The organism is Mesorhizobium sp. B3-1-6 (genome assembly GCF_006439555.1).
Lineage (GTDB): Bacteria > Pseudomonadota > Alphaproteobacteria > Rhizobiales > Rhizobiaceae > Mesorhizobium.
Genome location: NZ_VFTM01000020.1, coordinates 1 through 17342 on the forward strand (window position 1 = coordinate 1; position 17342 = coordinate 17342).

Genomic DNA, 17342 nt, shown 5'->3' on the forward strand with positions numbered 1-17342 from the left:
GAGATCCACACGCCGATGTGGGTGGTGAGCGACGCCGCGCGCGAGGCCATCGACTTGATCGAGCGCGCCGTCGAGAAACGCCAGGTGCTGACCATCGACTATTCCGACGAGGCCGGCCGCGGCACCGCGCGCGACATCAGGCCGCTCGGCCTGTGGTTCTGGGGCAAGGTCTGGACCCTGGTCGCATGGTGCGAGATGCGCGACGATTTCCGCGCTTTCCGCATCGACCGCATCGCCTCGGTCGTCATCGCCGGCCGTATCTTCAAGCCGGAGCGCGGCAAGCAGCTCGCCGATTTCTACCGCGCCGTCGAGCGCTCAGAGGATTACGGCATGGCGCCCGACCGCGCCGCGCGGACGTGACTTCCTCCCAAGCCATTGTCCAACAGAAAAGCCCGCTCGAAGCGGGCTTTTTTGTTGGGTTCGTGCATGCCGCCGCTCAAAAAGCGTGCAGCAACCGCACCGCGACGACTACTCGTCGTCCGCATCCTCGTTCTTCGACTTGAGCGCCGAAAGCTTGGCGAAGACGGCGTTGGCGTCCAGCTCCTGGTCTTCGTCCTTCGGCTTCTCGGGCGCGGGCACCAGCCGTTCGGTGAGCGCCGCGGGCAGCAGGGTGTCGCCGACGGGCTGCGCCGGCTCGCGGCCGCGCGAGGCGCGGTTGACTTCGAGGTCGAGGTCGATCTGCGAGGTAAGGCCGAGCGTCACTGGATCCATCGGCTGCAGGTTGGCCGAATTCCAGTGCTTGCGCTCGCGGATCTGCTCGATCGTCGACTTGGTGGTGCCGACAAGACGCGAGATCTGCGCGTCCTTGAGCTCGGGATGGTTGCGCACCAGCCACAGGATGGCGTTCGGCCGGTCCTGGCGCTTCGACAGCGGCGTGTAGCGCGGGCCCTTGCGTTTCGATTCAGGCACTCGCACCTTCGGCTCCGACAGCTTCAGCCGGTAGTTGACGTCCTTCTCGCCGCGCGCGATCTCGTCGCGCGTCAGCTGGCCGGTGATGATCGGGTCCATGCCCTTGATGCCTTGCGCCGACTCGCCGTCGGCGATCGCCTTGACCTCGAGCGGATGCAATCCGCAGAACTGCGCGATCTGCTCGAAGGAGAGCGCGGTGTTGTCGACCAGCCAGACGGCGGTCGCCTTGGGCATCAGCAGCGAATTGGCCATATCAAAAATCCTTCTCGTTCGCCCGCGTTCCCGCGCGGGCGGTGGTTTTAGAGCCACCAAAATGGGAAATTCGCGGCCTGTATAAACGCTCCCTCCAATTTTCGCAATGTTTTTGGGAAGGGGCCGATTCACAGCCCTAGAAAGACAAAACCCGCTGGACGAGGTCCAGCGGGCTTGGAACCGGAAACAAAGCAAGCGTCTCGACGGCTCTGGCTTGCATGCCGCAGCCCGGCCTTGCGGTCGGGCTGCGTCTGATTACACCGCCTGACGGGCGATACGCTCGATGTCGGCACGGTTGATGCCGAGGTCGCTCAGCTGGCGGGCATTGAGCTTGTTCAATTCACGCACGGTTTCGTTGTACATGCGCCACTTACGGAAAGCACTGATCGGGTTCATGATGGTTTCTCCAGTCGTTTGGTCAAATCGTTTGATGACGCGTAAATAGGCACTCCTGCCCACAAATTGAACGGACGCTTTTGCATGGCCGCAATGCGTTTTGTGCATTGCAGCATTAAGGCTTCGTTCAGCTTGTCGCTAAGGGAGGGCGCGGAGCCAGGATGGGCCGAGGTTCAGGTCAGGCCGAGCCGAGAACAATGGCTTCCGAGAACCGGAGCGGAGCGTACTTTAGTACGTGAGCACGGGAAGCACAGAAAGCCATTATTCGCAGGCCGGCCTCACCTGAATATCGGCCCATCCTAGCCGACGTCGAGCACGATCTTGCCAATATGCTCGCCCTCTTCCATCCGTTCATGCGCCCGCCAGGCTTCGGTCAGCGGAAAGATCATGTCCATCACGGGCGCAACCTTGCGCGTGCCGAGCAGCGGCCACACCTGGGCCTCCAGCGCGGCGGCCAGCGCCGCCTTGAATTCGACGGTGCGCGGGCGAAGTGTCGAGCCGGTGTGGGTCAGGCGCTTGACCATAAGCGATGCGAAATTGGTGCTTGCGACGGCGCCGGCCTGCACCGCGATCTGGACGATGCGCCCCTCGACGGCCGCCGCCTCGTAGTTACGCGCGACATAGTCGCCGCCGACCATGTCGAGGATGACGTCGGCGCCCTTCCTGTCGGTCGCGTCCTTCACCGCGGCGACGAAATCCTCCTCGCGGTAGTTGATGGCCCGGGCGGCGCCGAGCTTGAGGCAGGCGTCGCATTTCTCCTTGCTGCCGGCGGTGGTGATCACAGTGGCGCCGAATGCCGAGGCGAGCTGGATGGCGGTGGTGCCGATGCCGGACGAGCCGCCATGGACGAGCAGCGTCTCGCCCTTCTTCAGGCCGCCGCGCTCGAACACATTGTGCCAGACGGTGAAATAGTTCTCCGGCACGGCGGCGGCTTCCGAATAGGTGAAGCCGGCCGGGATCGGCAGCACGCTGCCGGCATGGACCTTGACATATTCGGCATAGCCGCCGCCCGGCGTCAGCGCGCAGACCCGGTCGCCGATGCGCCAGCGCGATATCTCGTCGCCGAGTGCCGCGATTTCGCCGGCCACCTCGAGACCGGGCAGGTCCGAGGCGCCGGGCGGCGGTGGATAGGCGCCCTTGCGCTGTTGCACGTCCGGCCGGTTGACTCCGGCGGCGTGCACACGGATCAGCACCTCGCCGGGGCCGGGCACCGGCACGTCGCGCGTTTCCGCCTTGAGCACCTTTGGCCCGCCCGGTTGCGAGATCGCGATGGCCGTCATATTTGCCGGAATCTTCTGCCCGTTTGCCATGGCTTGCCGTCTCCTTATGTCGATCTGTCGTCGGCCGTTTGCATCGGCGCCCCTGCTTGGAACGTTTTGATGTCGGATAACGCCGAACCGCTCCAACTCTTTGTTCTTACGCAATTCCGGACGGAAAACCGCTACGCACTTTTCCTGGAATTGCTCTATGTATGCTGATTGTCAAATCAGGCAAATGGCCAAGTAAGGGAGGAGCGACGGATGGCGATCTTCGACGACGAACCCAGGAAGAAGCCGCGCCCGCACGAGATCGGCCAGGACCTGTCGCTGCTGTCCGTGGACGAATTGTCCGAGCGCATCGCATTGCTGCGCGACGAGATCGCCAGGCTGGAAGCCGAGCGCACCGCCAAGGGCGCCACCAAATCCGCCGCCGAGTCGCTGTTCCGCCGCGGATAAATTGTTCGGCGTGCTCGCTCGCCGCCGAAAAGCCCGAATACATCTGTCTTCAGACCCTGCGTCTCGAACCCGGATCAAGCGATGTTTGCAACCTACAGACCGATCCTCTCGCTGCTGCGCGGCACGGCGTTCCTGCTCGCCGCGTCCGGCCTGCACGGCCTGCTCTTGCCGCTGCGCGGCCAGGTGGAGGGTTTTTCGACCGCATCGCTCGGCCTGATGGGCACGGCCTGGGCGGGCGGCTTCGTCGCCGGCTGCTTCTTCGCGCCGCGTCTCGTGCGCCGCGCCGGCCATGTCAGGGCTTTCGGCGCCTTCGCCGCGTCGGGCGCGATCATCGCGCTGCTCACCGGCCTCATCATCGACGAATATGTCTGGATCCTTTTGCGCGCCTTCACCGGCTTCACCATGGCCGGCGCCTTCATGGTGATCGAGAGCTGGCTGAACGAGAAGGCCACCAACGAGAACCGCGGCACCGTCTTCGGCCTCTATATGATGGTCACCTATGCTTCGATCATGGGCGGCCAGATGATCGTCGCCGGCGGCGATGTGCGGTCGGCCTCGCTGTTCATGATCACCGGCATCCTGTTTTGCCTGTCGCTCATTCCGACGGCCGTGTCGACGCAGTCGCATCCCAAGCCCCTGCAGGACGTCAAGCTCGACGTCAAAGGCCTCTACGCCAATTCGCCGGTGTCGGCGGTGGCCTGCCTCCTGATCGGCATCGCCAACGGCGCCTGGGGCACGCTGGGCGCCGTCTATGGCGCGCGCGTCGGCATATCGACCGCCGAGATCGCGCTGATGATGAGCCTGGTGGTCATTTCCGGCGCCGCCATGCAGCTGCCGGCCGGGCGTCTGTCGGATACGACCGACCGCCGCTTCGTGCTGGCCGGCGCGGCCTTCGGCGCGGCCCTGGTCGCGGTGCTGATCTTCCTGATCGCGCCGCGTTCGGGCGTCTTCATCATCGTGATGACCGCAGCCTATGGCGCTTTCGCCTATACGCTCTATTCGATCGCTGTCGCGCATGCCAACGACCACGCCCGCTCCGAGGACTTCGTCAAGGTTTCAGGCGGCCTGCTCCTGCTCTACGGCTTCGGCACGATGATCGGCCCGCTTTTGGCCGCGGCCTTGATGGGTTCGGTGCGTCCGGAGGGGCTTTTCCTGGCAACCGCGCTCGCGCATCTCAGCCTTGCCGGCTACACGCTGCTGCGTATCCGCGCCCGCGCGCCGGTGCCGATCGAAAACCGCGATGCCTTCAAGACGCAGCCCGCGGACCGCGCGGTCACGCCCGAGGCCACGCGGCTCGATCCGCGCAGAAAGGTTGAAACCAATAGTTGAGATTCGCAGGACTTTGCCTCACAAATAAAGGCATGATGTTTTCTGACGCCTTCGTGGCGATAGCCGATCCCAACCGGCGCTATCTTTTGGAAGAACTCCGGCGCGGCCCGAAGACGGTGAACGAATTGGCGGCCGGGTTGCCCGTCTCACGCCCTGCGGTCTCCCAACATCTGAAGGTCCTGCTCGACGCCGGCCTGGTCAACGCCAAGGCCGAAGGCACGAGGCGCGTCTATGCCGTCAGCAGCGCCGGCTTCCTCAGGCTCAACATCTGGCTCGACCAGTTCTGGGAAACGGCGCCGGGAGAGTGATTCGAGGGGCGTCGAGCCGCAGGCGGGCGACAAGGTGATCGTGCTCTAGACACAGGGACTCAGTTCGCCGCCAGGGCTGCGCCGAGTGCGTCGAGCAGTTCGCCGGTGCCGTGCTCGCGGGTGGCCGGCGTATCGATGCCGTCGAAGAAGGCGCCCTGCTCCGTCAGGATAAGCCGCGTACCCTTGCCTTCGGGGATAAGCTCGATCGTCGCGAGCGAAACCGAGACCCGGGTTTCGCCGAACAAGAGCTCATAGCTGTAGACGATGCGCCGGTTGGGCACGATATCCTGATAGACCGCGTTGTAGAAATGCATCTGCCCATCGCTGGGACAGCCGGCATTCGCCTCCTTGCCGCCGACGCGAAAATCCATCTCATGCCGGCTGGGCATGGGGTTGTCGGGATCGACGAACCAGCGTTTCTTGGCGGCCGGATCGCTCAGCGCGAAATAGACCTTCTCGGGCGCCGCCGGGTAGACGCGTTCGATGACAAAGGTGGAATGGACGACGGATCGTTCGCTCATGACGGGACCCTTCAGGTTTCATCCTTGGTTTCAGCGAGGAAATCGCCGAGGCGGTCGAGCCGGCGCTCCCAGGTGAGCCGCCGCTCGTTGATCCAGCGCTCGGCGGCCCGAAGCGCCTGCGGTTCGATCCGGCAGGTGCGGACCCGGCCAAGCTTTTCGGTTCTCACCAGGCCGCTCGCCTCGAGCACGTTGAGATGCTGGACGACGGCCGACAATGACATCGCCAGCGGTTCCGCCAGCTGGCTGACCGACGCCGGCCCGCGCGACAGCCGATCCACCATCTGCCGCCGCGCCGGATCGGCGAGCGCCTGGAACATCAGATCGAGCTGGGCGGGATCGTGCAGCATCGCGCTCTAGAGCATGATGCCGAAGAGTGTGAAGCGGTTTTCGGACGACATCATGCTCTATCTCTTTGATTTAGAGACGGATTCAGATTTCAGGTCGATTCGACCTGAAATCATCCGGCTCTAGCCGTTGTTGTAGGGGAAGAACTTGAAATAGGGCTGCGCTTCCTCGATGACGCGGGCGAAGGACGGACGCGCGAGCAGCCGGTCGTGGTAGCGCTTCACCGCCGGAAACTTGTCGCCGAACGGCTCGACCTTGTTGGCATAGAACAGCGCCGGCGACGCGGCGCAGTCGGCCATCGTGAAGGTCTCGCCCACCGCCCAAGTCTTGCCCTGCATGTCCTCTTCGACGATGGCGTAGGAATTGCGCAGCTGCGCCCGGCACTCCTCGACGCCGAACGGATCGGTCTTGTCCTTTGGCCGCAGCCTGTCGCCGACGATCTTCTGCATCGGATGCTGCACGTAGAAATCGTAGAAGCGGTCGGCCTGGCGGACCTGCAGGGCGAGATCGATAACGGCGGGAACGAGCTCGACCGGCCCCGGATAATGCGCGGCGAGATATTCGATGACGATGGTCGATTCCAGCACCGTGCGGCCCCGCGCATCGTCACGCAGCGCCGGCATCTTGCCGGTCGGCGACACCTTCAGGAAGGCGGCGCGGGAGGCTTCGTCGCCGAGGTCGACAATCACCGGTTCGAAAGGCGTGCCGTTCTCGTAGAACGCGATCAGCGGCTTCCAGCAGAACGAGGCCAGCGGGTGGAAATGCAGCGTCAGGGACATTCCGGCTCTCTTTCGCGTTCGCCCGGGACAATACTGAAGTGGTTACTTCACTATTGTCCCGGGCGGCTTGAGTCAAGGCGGCTTCTTGTCAGCGCTGCCCGTGAGCCGCGATAGTTTCGACGATTTGAGGCCAGTCGTTGCGGTGCAGTTCATGGCCGCCGCCTTCGATTTTGACCAGCCTTGCGCCGGGAACGGCCTTGGCCAGCGCTTCGCCATGCTCGATCGGGAAGAGCGGGTCGGCGCTGCCGTGGATGACGAGCAGCGGCGCGCGAAGATCCCGCACCGTCCGCTGCGGGCCGCCGCCCTTGAGCAGGAAATGGTTGGTCGCGCTGGCGAGACCGCCTGAGCGATCGTAGTCCGCCTCGATCATCGCGCGCGTCCGTTCCTCGTCGAACGGATGGCGCGTGCTGGCAATCGCGCGGGCGTCCTTGACCATGAAGTCGAGCACCTGATCCCTGTTCGACCAGTCGATATCGGCGCCTTGGGCCGAATGTTCCTTATAGGCTTCGGTCGTCCCGGGCAGGCCGGATGTGTCGACGCCGAGCGGCGAAGAAGAGATCACAGTGAGCGCGCCGACGCGTTCGGGATATTTCAGCGCGACGCTCTGCGCGAGCATGCCGCCCATCGACATGCCGGCGACATGCGCCCTGGCAATGCCATGGTCGTCGAGCACGCGCATGGCATCGTCCACCATGTCCTCGAACGCATAGGGCGGCGCGCCCGGCGGATATTTGGTCGACAGGCCGGTATCGCGGTTGTCGTAGCGGATGACGAAGCGGCCGCGCCCGGCAAGTTGCCGGCAGAAGGCTTCGGGCCACCACGACATCGAGGCCATGGCGCCCATGATCAAAAGGATCGTCGGATCTTTCGAACTGCCAAAGGTCTCCGAAACGATGTCGGGGCGCTGCGCTGCGGTGGTCATCTGCTCCTCCAATCTGATTGCATTTTGCAATCGGTTGCAGGATAATTAAACCGATATCATAATGCAACTGGTTTTTCTGGAGACTGCCATGAGCATCGACCGTCGGTCCGGCTGCCCGATCAATCTGTCGCTCGAAGTGTTCGGCGACCGGTGGAGCCTGATCATCCTGCGCGACATGATCTTCGGCGGAAAACGCCATTTCCGCGAGTTGCTCAACGGCTCGATCGAAGGCATCGCCTCCAACATCCTGGCCGACCGGCTGAAGCGGCTGATGCAGCTCGGGCTTCTGACCAAGGCCGACGATCCCAGTCACAAACAGAAGGCGATCTACAGCCTGACCGAGATGGCGATCACGCTGGTGCCGATCATGGCGCAGCTCGGCGCCTGGGGACGCGTCTGGCTGCCGGTTACGGAAGAATTGTCGATCCGCGCCGAGCTGCTCGAAAAGGGCGGCCCGCCGCTATGGGAGCGATTCATGGACGAACTGCGCCACGAGCATCTGGGCATGCCTTCGAAGACGCCGCCGGGCACGCCCACCGTGCGCCAGCAACTGCGCGCTGCCTACGAGGAAGTGGTCGCGCGAAAGGCTGAGGCTGCGGCAGGTTGAGACGCGGCGAAGAGGCTCGTCATTCCAGGACGAAGCAGGAGCGAAGCGACGCGGCGCAGACCATAGAATGACGATCCGATCAACGTGTTTCGCCAATCACGAAGTCATGCTTCCGCGCTGTATCCCTAGTTCAAATTGATATCGCGGCTCGCCGACCGCATCGACACCGAGAAGCCGGCCAGCACGTCGAACAGGGCGATGATCATCAGCGTGAAGAAGACGGAGTGCGCCGCGCCCTTCACCAGCAGGAATTCGACCAGGAAGGCGATGAAGACCAGCGTCGATAAGAGATGGTCCAGGATCGAGGCATTGGTCGTGCGCACCGATTTCGAGATCTCGATGAACAGGAAGATCAGCCCGATCAGAACCATCAGGTCGCCGAGCGTCATCGAGAACACGCCGCCCGACATCATGCGGAAGGAGAACATCTCGGTCATCCACGGATCGTCGCCGCCGCCGAACAATCCGAGCAGGCCGAGATTGTAGAGGACGAAGGGCACGATCAGCAGCGGGATGGCACCGAACATCTGGGCGACTCCAATGGGGCTCCCCTTTTGTAAAATCCGCGGCAAGCGCGCCGTCAAGGGTTTTCACCGGCGGCGGCGAACACGCTCTAAGACCTAATGAAATAACGATGTCAGCCGGTTGGCTGACATCTCGTTATCATCTCACGCGCGAACGACCCTTAGCGCTTGAAATAGACAGGAGACGGCTCAGGGCCGCGCGGGCGCGAAGTCAGGTCGTGCCGATTTCGGGTCGGCCGCCGCGCCCATGAGGTCGCCAAAACAAAAAGACCGGCCAAAGGCCGGTCTTTTGAAACGTCACGAACCGTGGAAGCTTCTCAGCTTTCCTTCGGCTCCAGAACCTGGCGGCCGCGATACATGCCGGTCTTCAGGTCGATATGATGCGGGCGGCGCATTTCGCCGGAATTCTTGTCCTCGACATAGGTCGGGGCCTTGAGCGCGTCGGCCGAGCGGCGCATGCCGCGCTTCGACGGAGAGGTTTTTCTTTTTGGAACGGCCATGGATATGCTCCACTACATGGTCAAAATGCCCCGCCAACCCTCGCGAAAGGGCCGCATCGAGGCCATAATCTGAGAAAGTCGGGTGCCTATACACGCCTTGCGCCGTTTTGGCCAGCGCTGGCCGCGAATTTTTTTGAGCCGGCGGCGCTTCGCTTGGATCGGGACGCCGTTTCGTTGAAACGCCGTCATGATCCAAGTCTTCGTTGGGAGCGTGATCTTCCCGAAACCGGTTCCCACCTTTCGGGATCACGCTCTAATCCAGGCAGCCCACATACGCACCCGACCTGCTCGCGCGCCGCTCGATCAGCGAGGCCAGCCGCCGCAGGCCCGGCCCCGGCTTGGCGGGATTGCGCGCGATCGGGTTGGGCAGGCTGACGGCCAGCAGCGCCGCCTGCCTTCGCGACAACTGCTTGGCCGAGACGCCGAAATGGTGTTGGGCGGCTGCCTCGATGCCGTAGATGCCCGGCCCCCATTCGGCGATGTTGAGATAGATTTCCATGATCCGCCGCTTCGACATTACCGCGTCGAAATAGACGGCCAGCGGCAGCTCGACGACCTTGCGCACGCTGCCCAATGGCCGCGACCACAGGAAAAGGTTCTTCACCGTCTGCATGGTGATGGTGGAGGCTCCGCGCGTCGCCTCGCCGGCCAGCGCGTCGTCGACCACGCCGCGCAATTCGCCGAGGTCGACGCCGCGGTGGAAGCAGAACTGCCCGTCCTCCGACATGATCACCGAATGCGCCAGCACCGGCGCCACGTCGTCGATCGACACCCAGCGCCGGTCGTAGCCGGAAAAAGTCACGAGGTCCTTCAGCATCAGCGTCGAGACCGGATGCACGAAGGGCGGCAGGTAGAGGAAGGTGAGCACGACCGGGATGGCCGCCAAAACGATGGCGACGACCAGGCAACGCCGGCCAAGCCGCTTGAGACCGGCGCGGTTCAGGCGCCGACGTCGCGCCATGTCCAGCCCTTCGCTTTCATATTCGACGATCGGTTCCGTCAAGCCGCCCCACCCGTGCCTCGCCTCCTCCGGCATAAAGGCGCGAGCCTGCTTGCGCAATGTCTGAGTGTCGGCTACCGCTCCGGCCATGAGCAAAGACGACCAGATCGCCTTCGAATCCACGCTTTTCATGCGTGCCGCCGCGGTCGAGACCGAGCTGCGGCGGATCCTCGACGCGCGTCCGCTCACCAGTGAGATCGCGCGGCCTGAGCGCCTGATGGCGGCGATGCGCCATGGCGTGCTCAACGGCGGCAAGCGGCTGCGGCCTTTTCTGGTCCTGGAAAGCGCCGCGCTGTTTTCGACCGAGAACGAGGCCGCACTCCGTGTCGCGGCGGCGCTGGAATGCGTGCATTGCTATTCGCTGATCCATGACGACCTGCCGGCCATGGACGACGACGATCTGCGGCGCGGCCAGCCGACGGTGCACAAGGCCTTCGACGAGGCGACCGCGATCCTCGCCGGCGACGCGCTGCTGACTTTGGCCTTCGATATCATCGCCGACGAAGCGACCGCGCTGTCGGCCGAGCGCCGCGCCACCCTCGTTCTAGCACTTGCCCGCGCGGCCGGCGCCGGCGGCATGGTCGGCGGCCAGATGCTGGACCTCGAAGCCGAGCGCGAACGGCCGGACGAGTCGGGCATCATCACGCTGCAGGCGATGAAGACCGGCGCGCTGATCCGCTTCGCCTGCGAGGCCGGCGCGATCGTCGCCGGCGCGCCGCCAGCCGACCGCGAGAGGCTGGCGGAGTTCGGCTCGGCGATCGGCCTCGCCTTCCAGCTCGCCGACGACCTGCTCGACCTGACTGCCGACGCAAAGCAGATGGGCAAGGCGACGAACAAGGACACCGCCGCCGGCAAGGCAACGCTTGCCGCGCTGCACGGACCCGACTGGGCGCGCGGCCAGCTCCACGGCCTTATCGACCAGGCGCATGCGTTGCTCGAGCCCTATGGCGAGCAGGCGGAATTGCTGAAAGCCGCCGCGACATTCGTCGCGACGCGGAGCAGCTGAGAGCGGCCGGTTTGCTGGCTCAGGATCGCGCATCGAACGGCTCCGGCAGGTTTCAACGTCAGCCGTGCGGCCGTCGAAGCCGCCGCCTCTAACTTCCCGATAGACACTCTTTTGCCCGGACCAGCTGGGCCGGCGATGCCTTAAATGTGATCCGTCGGATCCCTACCTGCCGGGCTCCGGTCCCCTACCCTTTGACAAAGACGTTCCGCCGTTGCGTGGACTTCATTCCGATCAGGGAGGGTGCGGTGCTCACTCTTACAATCAACGGACAATCGCGCGACGTCGATGTGCCGGAAGACATGCCGCTTCTATGGGTGCTGCGCGACCATCTCAATCTGGTCGGCACCAAATATGGCTGCGGTGTCGCGCAGTGCGGCGTCTGCACGGTGCATGTCGGCGGCAAGCCGGTGCGGTCGTGCCAGCTCTCCGTAGGCGACGTCGGCACCCGCGCCGTCGTCACCATCGAGGGGATCGGCAGCACGCCCAACGGCGCCAAGGTTCAGCAGGCCTGGATGGAAGCCGCGGTGCCGCAATGCGGCTATTGCCAGGCCGGCCAGATCATGTCGGCGACGGCGCTGCTCGATGCAAACCCGCAACCCGACGACGCCGACATCGATGCGGCGATGGCCGGCAATCTGTGCCGCTGCGGGACCTATATCCGCATCCGCGGCGCCATCAAGAACGCCGCCGCCAAATCGGCCTGACCCATGAAGCGAGCCGCTGGCATCCTCATCGCGATCATTGTCGTCGCCGGGCTTGGCTTCGCCGGCTGGCTTGTCCTTGGCCGCAACCCGCTTGCATTTGCCGGCGGCTCGACCGTGGCCCTGGCGGATTATCATGACGCCCCGGTCACCGGCGTTCCGGCCGAGCTTGCCAGCGCCGATCTGGTAAAGCGCGGCGCGTATCTCACCCATGCCGCCGACTGCCAGGCCTGTCACACCGCGCCGGGCGGCGCGCCCTTCGCCGGCGGCTTCGCCTTCAACATGCCGTTCGGCACCATCTATTCCACCAACATCACGCCGGACAAGCAAACCGGCATCGGCAATTACAGCGACTCCCAGTTTTTGGCAGCGGTGCATCGGGGCGTTCGCGCCGACGGCGAAAAACTCTACCCTGCCATGCCCTATGCCTCCTACGCCTTGATGACGGATGCCGACGCTCTCGCCATCAAGGCGTATCTGTTCACGCTGGCGCCGGTGAACGCGCCGGCGAAGCCGAGCCAGCTGTCGTGGCCCTTCAACCAGCGCGGCCTGATCGCGCTCTGGAACGTGGCGTTCAATCCCGACCGGCGCTTCCGCCCCAACACCGGCCAGAGCCCGCAATGGAACCGGGGCGCCTATCTCGCCGAGGCGATGGGCCATTGCGGCGAATGCCACACGCCGCGCAACCTCGCCTATGGGCTCGACAATCACGGCAAGTTCTCGGGCGCGCTGACCGCCGGCTGGCGCGCCTACAACATCACCGGCGACAAGAATTCCGGCATCGGCGACTGGAGCGACGACGACCTCTATGCCTATCTCTCCACCGGCCATGCCAATGGCCATGGCGGCGCCGCAGGCCCGATGGGCGAGGCCGCCGACGACAGCCTGAGCTATCTGGTGCCGGACGATACGCACGCTTTAGTCGCCTATCTGCGCAGCATTCCGGCCCACGCCAGCGACCTGCCGCGCACCGTCACCACGGCAGCACCGGCCTCCTATAAGGAAGGCGTGGTGGCCGACGCCAATATGCGCGGCGAAAAGATCTTCGCCGGCGCCTGCGCCTCATGCCACGACTGGACCGGCGTCAGCCCGGTGACCGGCTTTGCCACGCTGACCGGCGTGCGCGCGGTGAACGACCCCAGCGCCACCAATGTCGCGCAGACCGTTATCAACGGCGTCAGCCGCAAGACCGCCGACGGCAGGATCTTCATGCCGGCCTTCGGCGAGGGCTATTCCGACGACGACATCGCTGCCGTCGCCAATTACGTCACCGCCCGCTTCGGCGCCAAGGGCGCGCATCTGACGGCCAAGGACGTGGCCGTGCTCAAAGAGCAGGCGGCGCAGCAATCGAAAGAGGCTCCCAATGGCTGAAACGCATTTCGCCCAGTCCGACGCCTATCTCTCTGCCCTGCTCGACGAGGTCCATTCGGTCAGCGCCGCCAAGGCGGCAATGACGATGGGGCGGCGCACCTTCTTCAAGCTGACCGGGGCAAGTGTCGCGGGACTGGTGCTGGGCTTCCATATCGGCGACGCGGCATTCGCGGCCGGAGCGGTCGACGGCGACGCAGCGGCCGCCAACGACCAGGCGATGAATGCTTTCATCCGCATCGCGCCGGACAACACGGTCACCATCTATTCGAAATGTCCGGAAATCGGCCAGGGCATCAAGACCTCGTTCGGCGTGATCATCGCCGACGAACTCGACGCCGACTGGAACCATGTCGTCATGGAGCAGGCGGACATCAATCCCAAGGTTTATGGCAGCCAAGGCGCGGGCGGTTCGACCTCGATCCCGCGCGCCTGGAACCAGTTGCGCCAGGCCGGTGCGGGTGCCAAGGCGATGCTGGTTGCCGCCGCGGCTCAGGCATGGAGCGTGGACGCCTCGCAGATCACGGCGCAGGCCTCGATGCTGACGCACGCCGCCAGCGGCCGGTCCGCAACCTATGGCTCGTTGGCGGCAGCGGCGGCGAAAATGCCGGTGCCCGATCCGAAGGGCCTGAAGCTGAAGACCCGCGCCGAGTACCGGCTGATAGGCAAGCGCTTTCGCGGCGTCGATGACCCCAAGGTGGTCACCGGCAAGCCGCTGTTCGGCATCGATGTCCAGCGTCCCGGCATGGTCTATGCCACTTATGCCAAATGCCCGGCGGCAGGCGGCAAGGTGAAATCCTTCAACGTCGACGAGATCAAGCGTCAACCCGGCGTGCTCGACGCCTTCGCAGTCGAGGGCACGGGCCTGGCGGTCGAGGTGATGCCGGGCGTCGCCATCGTCGCCAGGGACACCTGGAGCGCCTTCCAGGCCAAGGACAAGCTCGAGGTCGACTGGGACCTCAGCGAAGCGTCGAACGACTCCTCCTCGCGCTTCTCGGCCGATGCGCAAAGGCTCGCGAACAATTTCCCGCCGAAGACCGACGACAATGTCGGCGACGTGGGCAAGTCCTTCGCCAATGCCGCCAAGACCGTCGAGGCCTATTACGAATATCCCTTCGCCGCCCATGTGCCGCTGGAGCCGATGAACACCACGGCGCACTGGCATGACGGCATCATGGAACTGTGGGTGCCGACCCAGCAGCCGGATCGTGGCCTGCCGCTGATCGGCAAGGTTGCCGGCATTCCGCCTGAAAAGGTCGTCATGCACCAGACCCGCGTCGGCGGCGGTTTCGGGCGGCGGCTGGTCAACGACTATGCCTGCGAGGCGGCGGCGATCGCGCTGAAGGTCAACGCGCCGGTCAAGCTGCAATGGACCCGCGAGGACGATTTCGCCCACGACTTCTACCGGCCCGCCGGCTACCACCAGTTCAAGGGCGCGATCGACAACGGCGGCAGGCTCGACGCCTGGCGCGAGCACTTCATCACCTTCACCGCCGACGGCAAGAAAGAGGCCTCGGGCGCCAACCTGACCGACAATCTCAGATATTCCATCAAGGCGCCCAACCTGCGCCGCGCAAAGACGATGTTTCCCCTAAAAATCCCGACCGGCGCCTGGCGCGCGCCGGGCGACAATGCGCAGGTCTTCGCCGCGCAGAGCTTCATGCACGAATTGTCGCTCGCCTCGGGGCGCGACCATGTCGAGTTCCTGCTCGACGCGGTCAACCGCGACGTGCCCGAACTGGCGCCCAAGGACCAGAGCGTCAATTTCAGCCCCAGGCGGGCGACCGACGTCATCAGGATGTGCGCGCAGAAGGCTGGCTGGGGAAGGACGTTCGCCAAGCGCAGCGGGCTCGGACTTGCCTGGTGCTATTCGCATGCCGGCCATGTCGCGCAGGCCGTCGAGCTTAGCGTCGATACCGACAAGCGGATCAGGATAAACCGTATCGTGGTTGTGCTCGACGTCGGCCCGATCATCGACATGGCGGGCTCCGAAGCCCAGGCGCAAGGCGCGTCCACCGACGCTCTCTCAACCGCGATGGGGCTCAAGATCAACATCGAGAATGGCCGTATCCGGGAACAGAACTACAACGCCTATCCGATCCTGCGCATGCCATTCGCACCGATGACGATCGATGCCTATTTCATCCAGTCGGACAATCCGCCGACCGGCATGGGCGAGCCCGCTTTCCCGGCGCTGGCGCCGGCGCTCGGCAACGCGATCTTCGCCGCTACCGGCGAGCGTGTGCGCCGGCTGCCGCTGCGCGACCTGGGCTATTCGCTGGCGGCCTGAAGGGATTGCCTTGTCTTCCCATCCCAGGGGAGTTGCATCGACAGGACAGTCGCGCCGTCGGCTGCCGGCCCCGGCCGATGATCCTCACAGCCTTGCCTCGGCGAAAATGCGCGATGCCCATTCCAGGAAGACGCGCAGCCGCGGCGCGAGCTGCCGGTTCTGCGGGTAGAGCGCCGACAGCGGCGTCGGCGTCGGCGGAAAATCCCCCAGAACCTCGACCAGCGTGCCGTCCGCGATATCTTTTTCCAGCCGATAGCGTGGCGCCTGCAGAAGCCCGAAACCCAGCCGCGCCAGATCGGCCGCGGTGTCGGAATTGTTGACCCGAACCCGGCCCGGCAGCGTGACCTGACGCACGTTTGCGCCGATCGTGAATTCCAGCGGCAGCACCTCGCCTGTGCGTGAGGAGACGAAACCGACGGCCTGATGGCCCTCCAGCGCTTCCGGTGATGCCGGCACGCCGTGCCGCTTCAGATAGCTCGGGCTGGCGCAGGTGATTTCGCCGATCATCGCCAGCCGCCGCATGATCATGCCGCTGTCCTGCAGCTCGCCGGCGCGGATGACGCAATCGACGCCTTCGCGCACCAGGTCGACCAGCCGGTCGCCCTGGCCGATTTGCAGATCGATTTCGGGATAGCGGTCGAGGAACGCGGGCAATTGTGGCAGCAGGAACCTCTGCGTGAGCAGCGGATGCGCATCGATGCGCAGCAGGCCGCGCGGTTCGGCGCTGCGGAAGCCGGCCTCGGCGTCCTCCACCTCGCCCAGGATCGACAGGCAGCGCTCGTAATAGGCCTGGCCATCGAGTGTCGTGGCGACGTGGCGGGTGGTCCGGTCCAGCAGCCTCGCGCCGAGATGGTCTTCCAACTGCTTCACCGCTTCGGTTGCGGTCGAGCGCGGCAGGCCGAGATCGGCCGCCGCGGCGGTGAAACTGCGCCGCTCCACCACGCGAACGAAGAGCCGCATCCCGTCGAGTCGATCCATGCCTCGATTGTTCGCTTAATCCGAATACTGCTGTCAATGGAGGGCTGATTATCCGGTTGGCGCAGCGGTCTATATCCGCCCCACAACAACGAACGGAGATCGATCATGCAGAAAACAAGGACAGCGATCGTGACCGGCGCCTCGAGAGGCATCGGCGCGGCAATCGCCAAACGACTCGCCCGGGACGGCATCGCCGTCATCGTCAACTATGCGCGCGGCAAGGATGTCGCCGATGAGGTGGTTTCCGCCATCGGGGCCGCCGGCGGCACTGCCCTGGCCGTCCAGGCCGATATCGGCGACCCGGCTGGCATGGTCGCTTTGTTCGATGCGGCGGAAAAGGCTTTCGGTGGGATCGACATCCTCGTCAACAACGCCGGCATGATGAGGCTCTCGCCGGTCGCGGACACCGACGACGCGGCGTTCGAACGCCAGGTCGCCATCAATCTCGGCGGCCCGTTCCGCGGCATGCGCGAAGCTGCAAGGCGCCTGAAGGATGGCGGACGCATCATCAACTTTTCTTCAAGCGTCGTCGGCTTCTACCAGCCCGCTTACGGCGTCTATGCCGCGACCAAGGCCGGCGTCGAAGCCATGACGCATATCCTGGCCAAGGAACTCGGCCCGCGCCGCATCACGGTCAACGCAGTCGCGCCCGGTCCGGTCGACACGGAACTCTTCACCGACGGCAAGAGCGCCGCGCAGATCGAAGCGATAACGAAACTCATCCCGCTCGGCCGCCTCGGCCAGCCCGACGACATCGCCGGGCTCGTCGCCTTCCTCGCCGGTCCCGACAGCCAATGGGTCAACGGCCAGGTCATCCGCGCCAATGGCGGCGCGATCTAGAGTAATTCCAGCAAAAGCGCGCAGCGGTTTTGCGTCCGCAATTGCGCCAGGG

At 64.6% G+C, this 17342-nt stretch carries 21 protein-coding genes; 10 read left to right on the forward strand and 11 right to left on the reverse strand.

The genetic code is table 11. The features are described 5' to 3' along the window. Nucleotides 1–360, forward strand: a 360-nt coding sequence (locus tag FJ414_RS18385) for a WYL domain-containing protein (protein WP_140645779.1), incomplete at its 5' end; no start/stop codon positions are given. Between the two features lie 108 nt (nt 361–468). On the opposite strand, the gene FJ414_RS18390 is transcribed toward FJ414_RS18385, so the two are convergent. The 3 genes from FJ414_RS18390 to FJ414_RS18400 all read right to left on the reverse strand — a co-directional run bounded on the left by FJ414_RS18390 (nt 469) and on the right by FJ414_RS18400 (nt 2867). After that, nucleotides 469–1161 carry a DUF1013 domain-containing protein gene (locus FJ414_RS18390; RefSeq protein ID WP_140645780.1) on the reverse strand — a complete coding sequence of 231 codons (693 nt, stop codon included), beginning with the start codon at nt 1159–1161 and terminating at the stop codon, nt 469–471. 255 nt (nt 1162–1416) lie between these two features. Beyond that, nucleotides 1417–1557 carry a DUF1127 domain-containing protein gene (locus FJ414_RS18395; RefSeq protein WP_095767350.1) on the reverse strand — a complete coding sequence of 47 codons (141 nt, stop codon included), beginning with the start codon at nt 1555–1557 and terminating at the stop codon, nt 1417–1419. 299 nt (nt 1558–1856) lie between these two features. Continuing rightward, nucleotides 1857–2867 carry an NAD(P)H-quinone oxidoreductase gene (locus FJ414_RS18400; RefSeq protein ID WP_140645781.1) on the reverse strand — a complete coding sequence of 337 codons (1011 nt, stop codon included), beginning with the start codon at nt 2865–2867 and terminating at the stop codon, nt 1857–1859. A gap of 210 nt (nt 2868–3077) precedes the next feature. Here FJ414_RS18400 and FJ414_RS18405 point away from each other — a divergent pair, with 210 nt between their 5' ends. The 3 genes from FJ414_RS18405 to FJ414_RS18415 all read left to right on the forward strand — a co-directional run bounded on the left by FJ414_RS18405 (nt 3078) and on the right by FJ414_RS18415 (nt 4909). Then, complete coding sequence (locus FJ414_RS18405) at nt 3078–3272, forward strand: DUF1192 domain-containing protein (protein ID WP_140645782.1); 195 nt, start codon at nt 3078–3080, stop codon at nt 3270–3272. An 81-nt stretch (nt 3273–3353) separates the two neighbouring features. Then, nucleotides 3354–4601, forward strand: a complete 1248-nt coding sequence (locus tag FJ414_RS18410; RefSeq protein ID WP_140645783.1) for an MFS transporter — start codon at nt 3354–3356, stop codon at nt 4599–4601. Nucleotides 4602–4633: 32 nt separating this feature from the next. After that, entirely contained in the window at nt 4634–4909 is a 276-nt protein-coding gene (locus FJ414_RS18415; protein WP_040985209.1) for a metalloregulator ArsR/SmtB family transcription factor, read from the forward strand. Nucleotides 4910–4968: 59 nt separating this feature from the next. On the opposite strand, the gene FJ414_RS18420 is transcribed toward FJ414_RS18415, so the two are convergent. From FJ414_RS18420 to FJ414_RS18435, 4 genes are all read right to left on the reverse strand, one after another. Next, entirely contained in the window at nt 4969–5430 is a 462-nt protein-coding gene (locus FJ414_RS18420; protein WP_140645784.1) for an SRPBCC family protein, read from the reverse strand. Nucleotides 5431–5441: 11 nt separating this feature from the next. Then, nucleotides 5442–5777, reverse strand: a complete 336-nt coding sequence (locus FJ414_RS18425; protein ID WP_140645785.1) for a metalloregulator ArsR/SmtB family transcription factor — start codon at nt 5775–5777, stop codon at nt 5442–5444. A gap of 120 nt (nt 5778–5897) precedes the next feature. After that, nucleotides 5898–6554, reverse strand: coding sequence for a glutathione S-transferase family protein (locus tag FJ414_RS18430; RefSeq protein WP_140645786.1), 657 nt, complete (start codon nt 6552–6554; stop codon nt 5898–5900). 88 nt (nt 6555–6642) lie between these two features. Continuing rightward, nucleotides 6643–7476 carry an alpha/beta hydrolase gene (locus tag FJ414_RS18435; RefSeq protein WP_140645787.1) on the reverse strand — a complete coding sequence of 278 codons (834 nt, stop codon included), beginning with the start codon at nt 7474–7476 and terminating at the stop codon, nt 6643–6645. Nucleotides 7477–7564: 88 nt separating this feature from the next. On the opposite strand from FJ414_RS18435, the gene FJ414_RS18440 reads away from it, so the two are divergent. Next, nucleotides 7565–8083, forward strand: coding sequence for a helix-turn-helix domain-containing protein (locus FJ414_RS18440; RefSeq protein WP_140645788.1), 519 nt, complete (start codon nt 7565–7567; stop codon nt 8081–8083). Nucleotides 8084–8208: 125 nt separating this feature from the next. On the opposite strand, the gene FJ414_RS18445 is transcribed toward FJ414_RS18440, so the two are convergent. The 3 genes from FJ414_RS18445 to FJ414_RS18455 all read right to left on the reverse strand — a co-directional run bounded on the left by FJ414_RS18445 (nt 8209) and on the right by FJ414_RS18455 (nt 10068). After that, nucleotides 8209–8610, reverse strand: coding sequence for a hypothetical protein (locus FJ414_RS18445; protein ID WP_042641631.1), 402 nt, complete (start codon nt 8608–8610; stop codon nt 8209–8211). 314 nt (nt 8611–8924) lie between these two features. After that, nucleotides 8925–9107 (reverse strand): 50S ribosomal protein L32, encoded by a 183-nt coding sequence (gene rpmF, locus FJ414_RS18450; RefSeq protein ID WP_006203806.1) that lies wholly within the window; start codon nt 9105–9107, stop codon nt 8925–8927. Between the two features lie 253 nt (nt 9108–9360). Next, a complete protein-coding gene (locus tag FJ414_RS18455) occupies nt 9361–10068 on the reverse strand; it encodes a transglycosylase domain-containing protein (protein WP_181175322.1) in 708 nt (235 codons plus the stop codon). 169 nt (nt 10069–10237) lie between these two features. On the opposite strand from FJ414_RS18455, the gene FJ414_RS18460 reads away from it, so the two are divergent. From FJ414_RS18460 to FJ414_RS18475, 4 genes are all read left to right on the forward strand, one after another. Continuing rightward, the gene (locus tag FJ414_RS18460; protein ID WP_246672444.1) at nt 10238–11113 is read left to right on the forward strand and encodes a polyprenyl synthetase family protein; all 876 of its coding nucleotides are present in this window, start codon (nt 10238–10240) and stop codon (nt 11111–11113) included. A 245-nt stretch (nt 11114–11358) separates the two neighbouring features. Continuing rightward, a complete protein-coding gene (locus FJ414_RS18465; RefSeq protein WP_140645790.1) occupies nt 11359–11817 on the forward strand; it encodes a (2Fe-2S)-binding protein in 459 nt (152 codons plus the stop codon). A gap of 3 nt (nt 11818–11820) precedes the next feature. Beyond that, on the forward strand, nt 11821–13185 hold the full coding sequence (locus FJ414_RS18470; protein WP_140645791.1) for a cytochrome c: 1365 nt from the start codon (nt 11821–11823) through the stop codon (nt 13183–13185). After that, the gene (locus tag FJ414_RS18475) at nt 13178–15472 is read left to right on the forward strand and encodes a molybdopterin cofactor-binding domain-containing protein (protein WP_140645792.1); all 2295 of its coding nucleotides are present in this window, start codon (nt 13178–13180) and stop codon (nt 15470–15472) included. Before FJ414_RS18470 ends, FJ414_RS18475 begins: the two co-directional genes overlap by 8 nt. Nucleotides 15473–15556: 84 nt before the next feature. Here the strand turns inward: FJ414_RS18475 and FJ414_RS18480 are convergent, their stop codons facing one another. After that, complete coding sequence (locus tag FJ414_RS18480; protein ID WP_140645793.1) at nt 15557–16450, reverse strand: LysR family transcriptional regulator; 894 nt, start codon at nt 16448–16450, stop codon at nt 15557–15559. Between the two features lie 105 nt (nt 16451–16555). On the opposite strand from FJ414_RS18480, the gene FJ414_RS18485 reads away from it, so the two are divergent. Further along, the gene (locus tag FJ414_RS18485; RefSeq protein WP_181181653.1) at nt 16556–17290 is read left to right on the forward strand and encodes an SDR family oxidoreductase; all 735 of its coding nucleotides are present in this window, start codon (nt 16556–16558) and stop codon (nt 17288–17290) included. The last annotated feature ends 52 nt before the right edge of the window (nt 17291–17342 follow it).

Excerpts from the sequence above, each read along its gene's own strand:
- FJ414_RS18390 (WP_140645780.1), bottom strand. The coding sequence starts at position 1,161 with ATGGCCAATTCGCTGCTGATGCCCAAGGCGACCGCCGTCTGGCTGGTC.
- FJ414_RS18395 (WP_095767350.1), bottom strand. The coding sequence starts at position 1,557 with ATGAACCCGATCAGTGCTTTCCGTAAGTGGCGCATGTACAACGAAACC.
- FJ414_RS18400 (WP_140645781.1), bottom strand. The coding sequence starts at position 2,867 with ATGGCAAACGGGCAGAAGATTCCGGCAAATATGACGGCCATCGCGATC.
- FJ414_RS18405 (WP_140645782.1), top strand. The coding sequence starts at position 3,078 with ATGGCGATCTTCGACGACGAACCCAGGAAGAAGCCGCGCCCGCACGAG.
- FJ414_RS18410 (WP_140645783.1), top strand. The coding sequence starts at position 3,354 with ATGTTTGCAACCTACAGACCGATCCTCTCGCTGCTGCGCGGCACGGCG.
- FJ414_RS18415 (WP_040985209.1), top strand. The coding sequence starts at position 4,634 with ATGATGTTTTCTGACGCCTTCGTGGCGATAGCCGATCCCAACCGGCGC.
- FJ414_RS18420 (WP_140645784.1), bottom strand. The coding sequence starts at position 5,430 with ATGAGCGAACGATCCGTCGTCCATTCCACCTTTGTCATCGAACGCGTC.
- FJ414_RS18425 (WP_140645785.1), bottom strand. The coding sequence starts at position 5,777 with ATGCTGCACGATCCCGCCCAGCTCGATCTGATGTTCCAGGCGCTCGCC.
- FJ414_RS18430 (WP_140645786.1), bottom strand. The coding sequence starts at position 6,554 with ATGTCCCTGACGCTGCATTTCCACCCGCTGGCCTCGTTCTGCTGGAAG.
- FJ414_RS18435 (WP_140645787.1), bottom strand. The coding sequence starts at position 7,476 with ATGACCACCGCAGCGCAGCGCCCCGACATCGTTTCGGAGACCTTTGGC.
- FJ414_RS18440 (WP_140645788.1), top strand. The coding sequence starts at position 7,565 with ATGAGCATCGACCGTCGGTCCGGCTGCCCGATCAATCTGTCGCTCGAA.
- FJ414_RS18445 (WP_042641631.1), bottom strand. The coding sequence starts at position 8,610 with ATGTTCGGTGCCATCCCGCTGCTGATCGTGCCCTTCGTCCTCTACAAT.
- rpmF (WP_006203806.1), bottom strand. The coding sequence starts at position 9,107 with ATGGCCGTTCCAAAAAGAAAAACCTCTCCGTCGAAGCGCGGCATGCGC.
- FJ414_RS18455 (WP_181175322.1), bottom strand. The coding sequence starts at position 10,068 with ATGGCGCGACGTCGGCGCCTGAACCGCGCCGGTCTCAAGCGGCTTGGC.
- FJ414_RS18460 (WP_246672444.1), top strand. The coding sequence starts at position 10,238 with ATGCGTGCCGCCGCGGTCGAGACCGAGCTGCGGCGGATCCTCGACGCG.
- FJ414_RS18470 (WP_140645791.1), top strand. The coding sequence starts at position 11,821 with ATGAAGCGAGCCGCTGGCATCCTCATCGCGATCATTGTCGTCGCCGGG.
- FJ414_RS18475 (WP_140645792.1), top strand. The coding sequence starts at position 13,178 with ATGGCTGAAACGCATTTCGCCCAGTCCGACGCCTATCTCTCTGCCCTG.
- FJ414_RS18480 (WP_140645793.1), bottom strand. The coding sequence starts at position 16,450 with ATGGATCGACTCGACGGGATGCGGCTCTTCGTTCGCGTGGTGGAGCGG.
- FJ414_RS18485 (WP_181181653.1), top strand. The coding sequence starts at position 16,556 with ATGCAGAAAACAAGGACAGCGATCGTGACCGGCGCCTCGAGAGGCATC.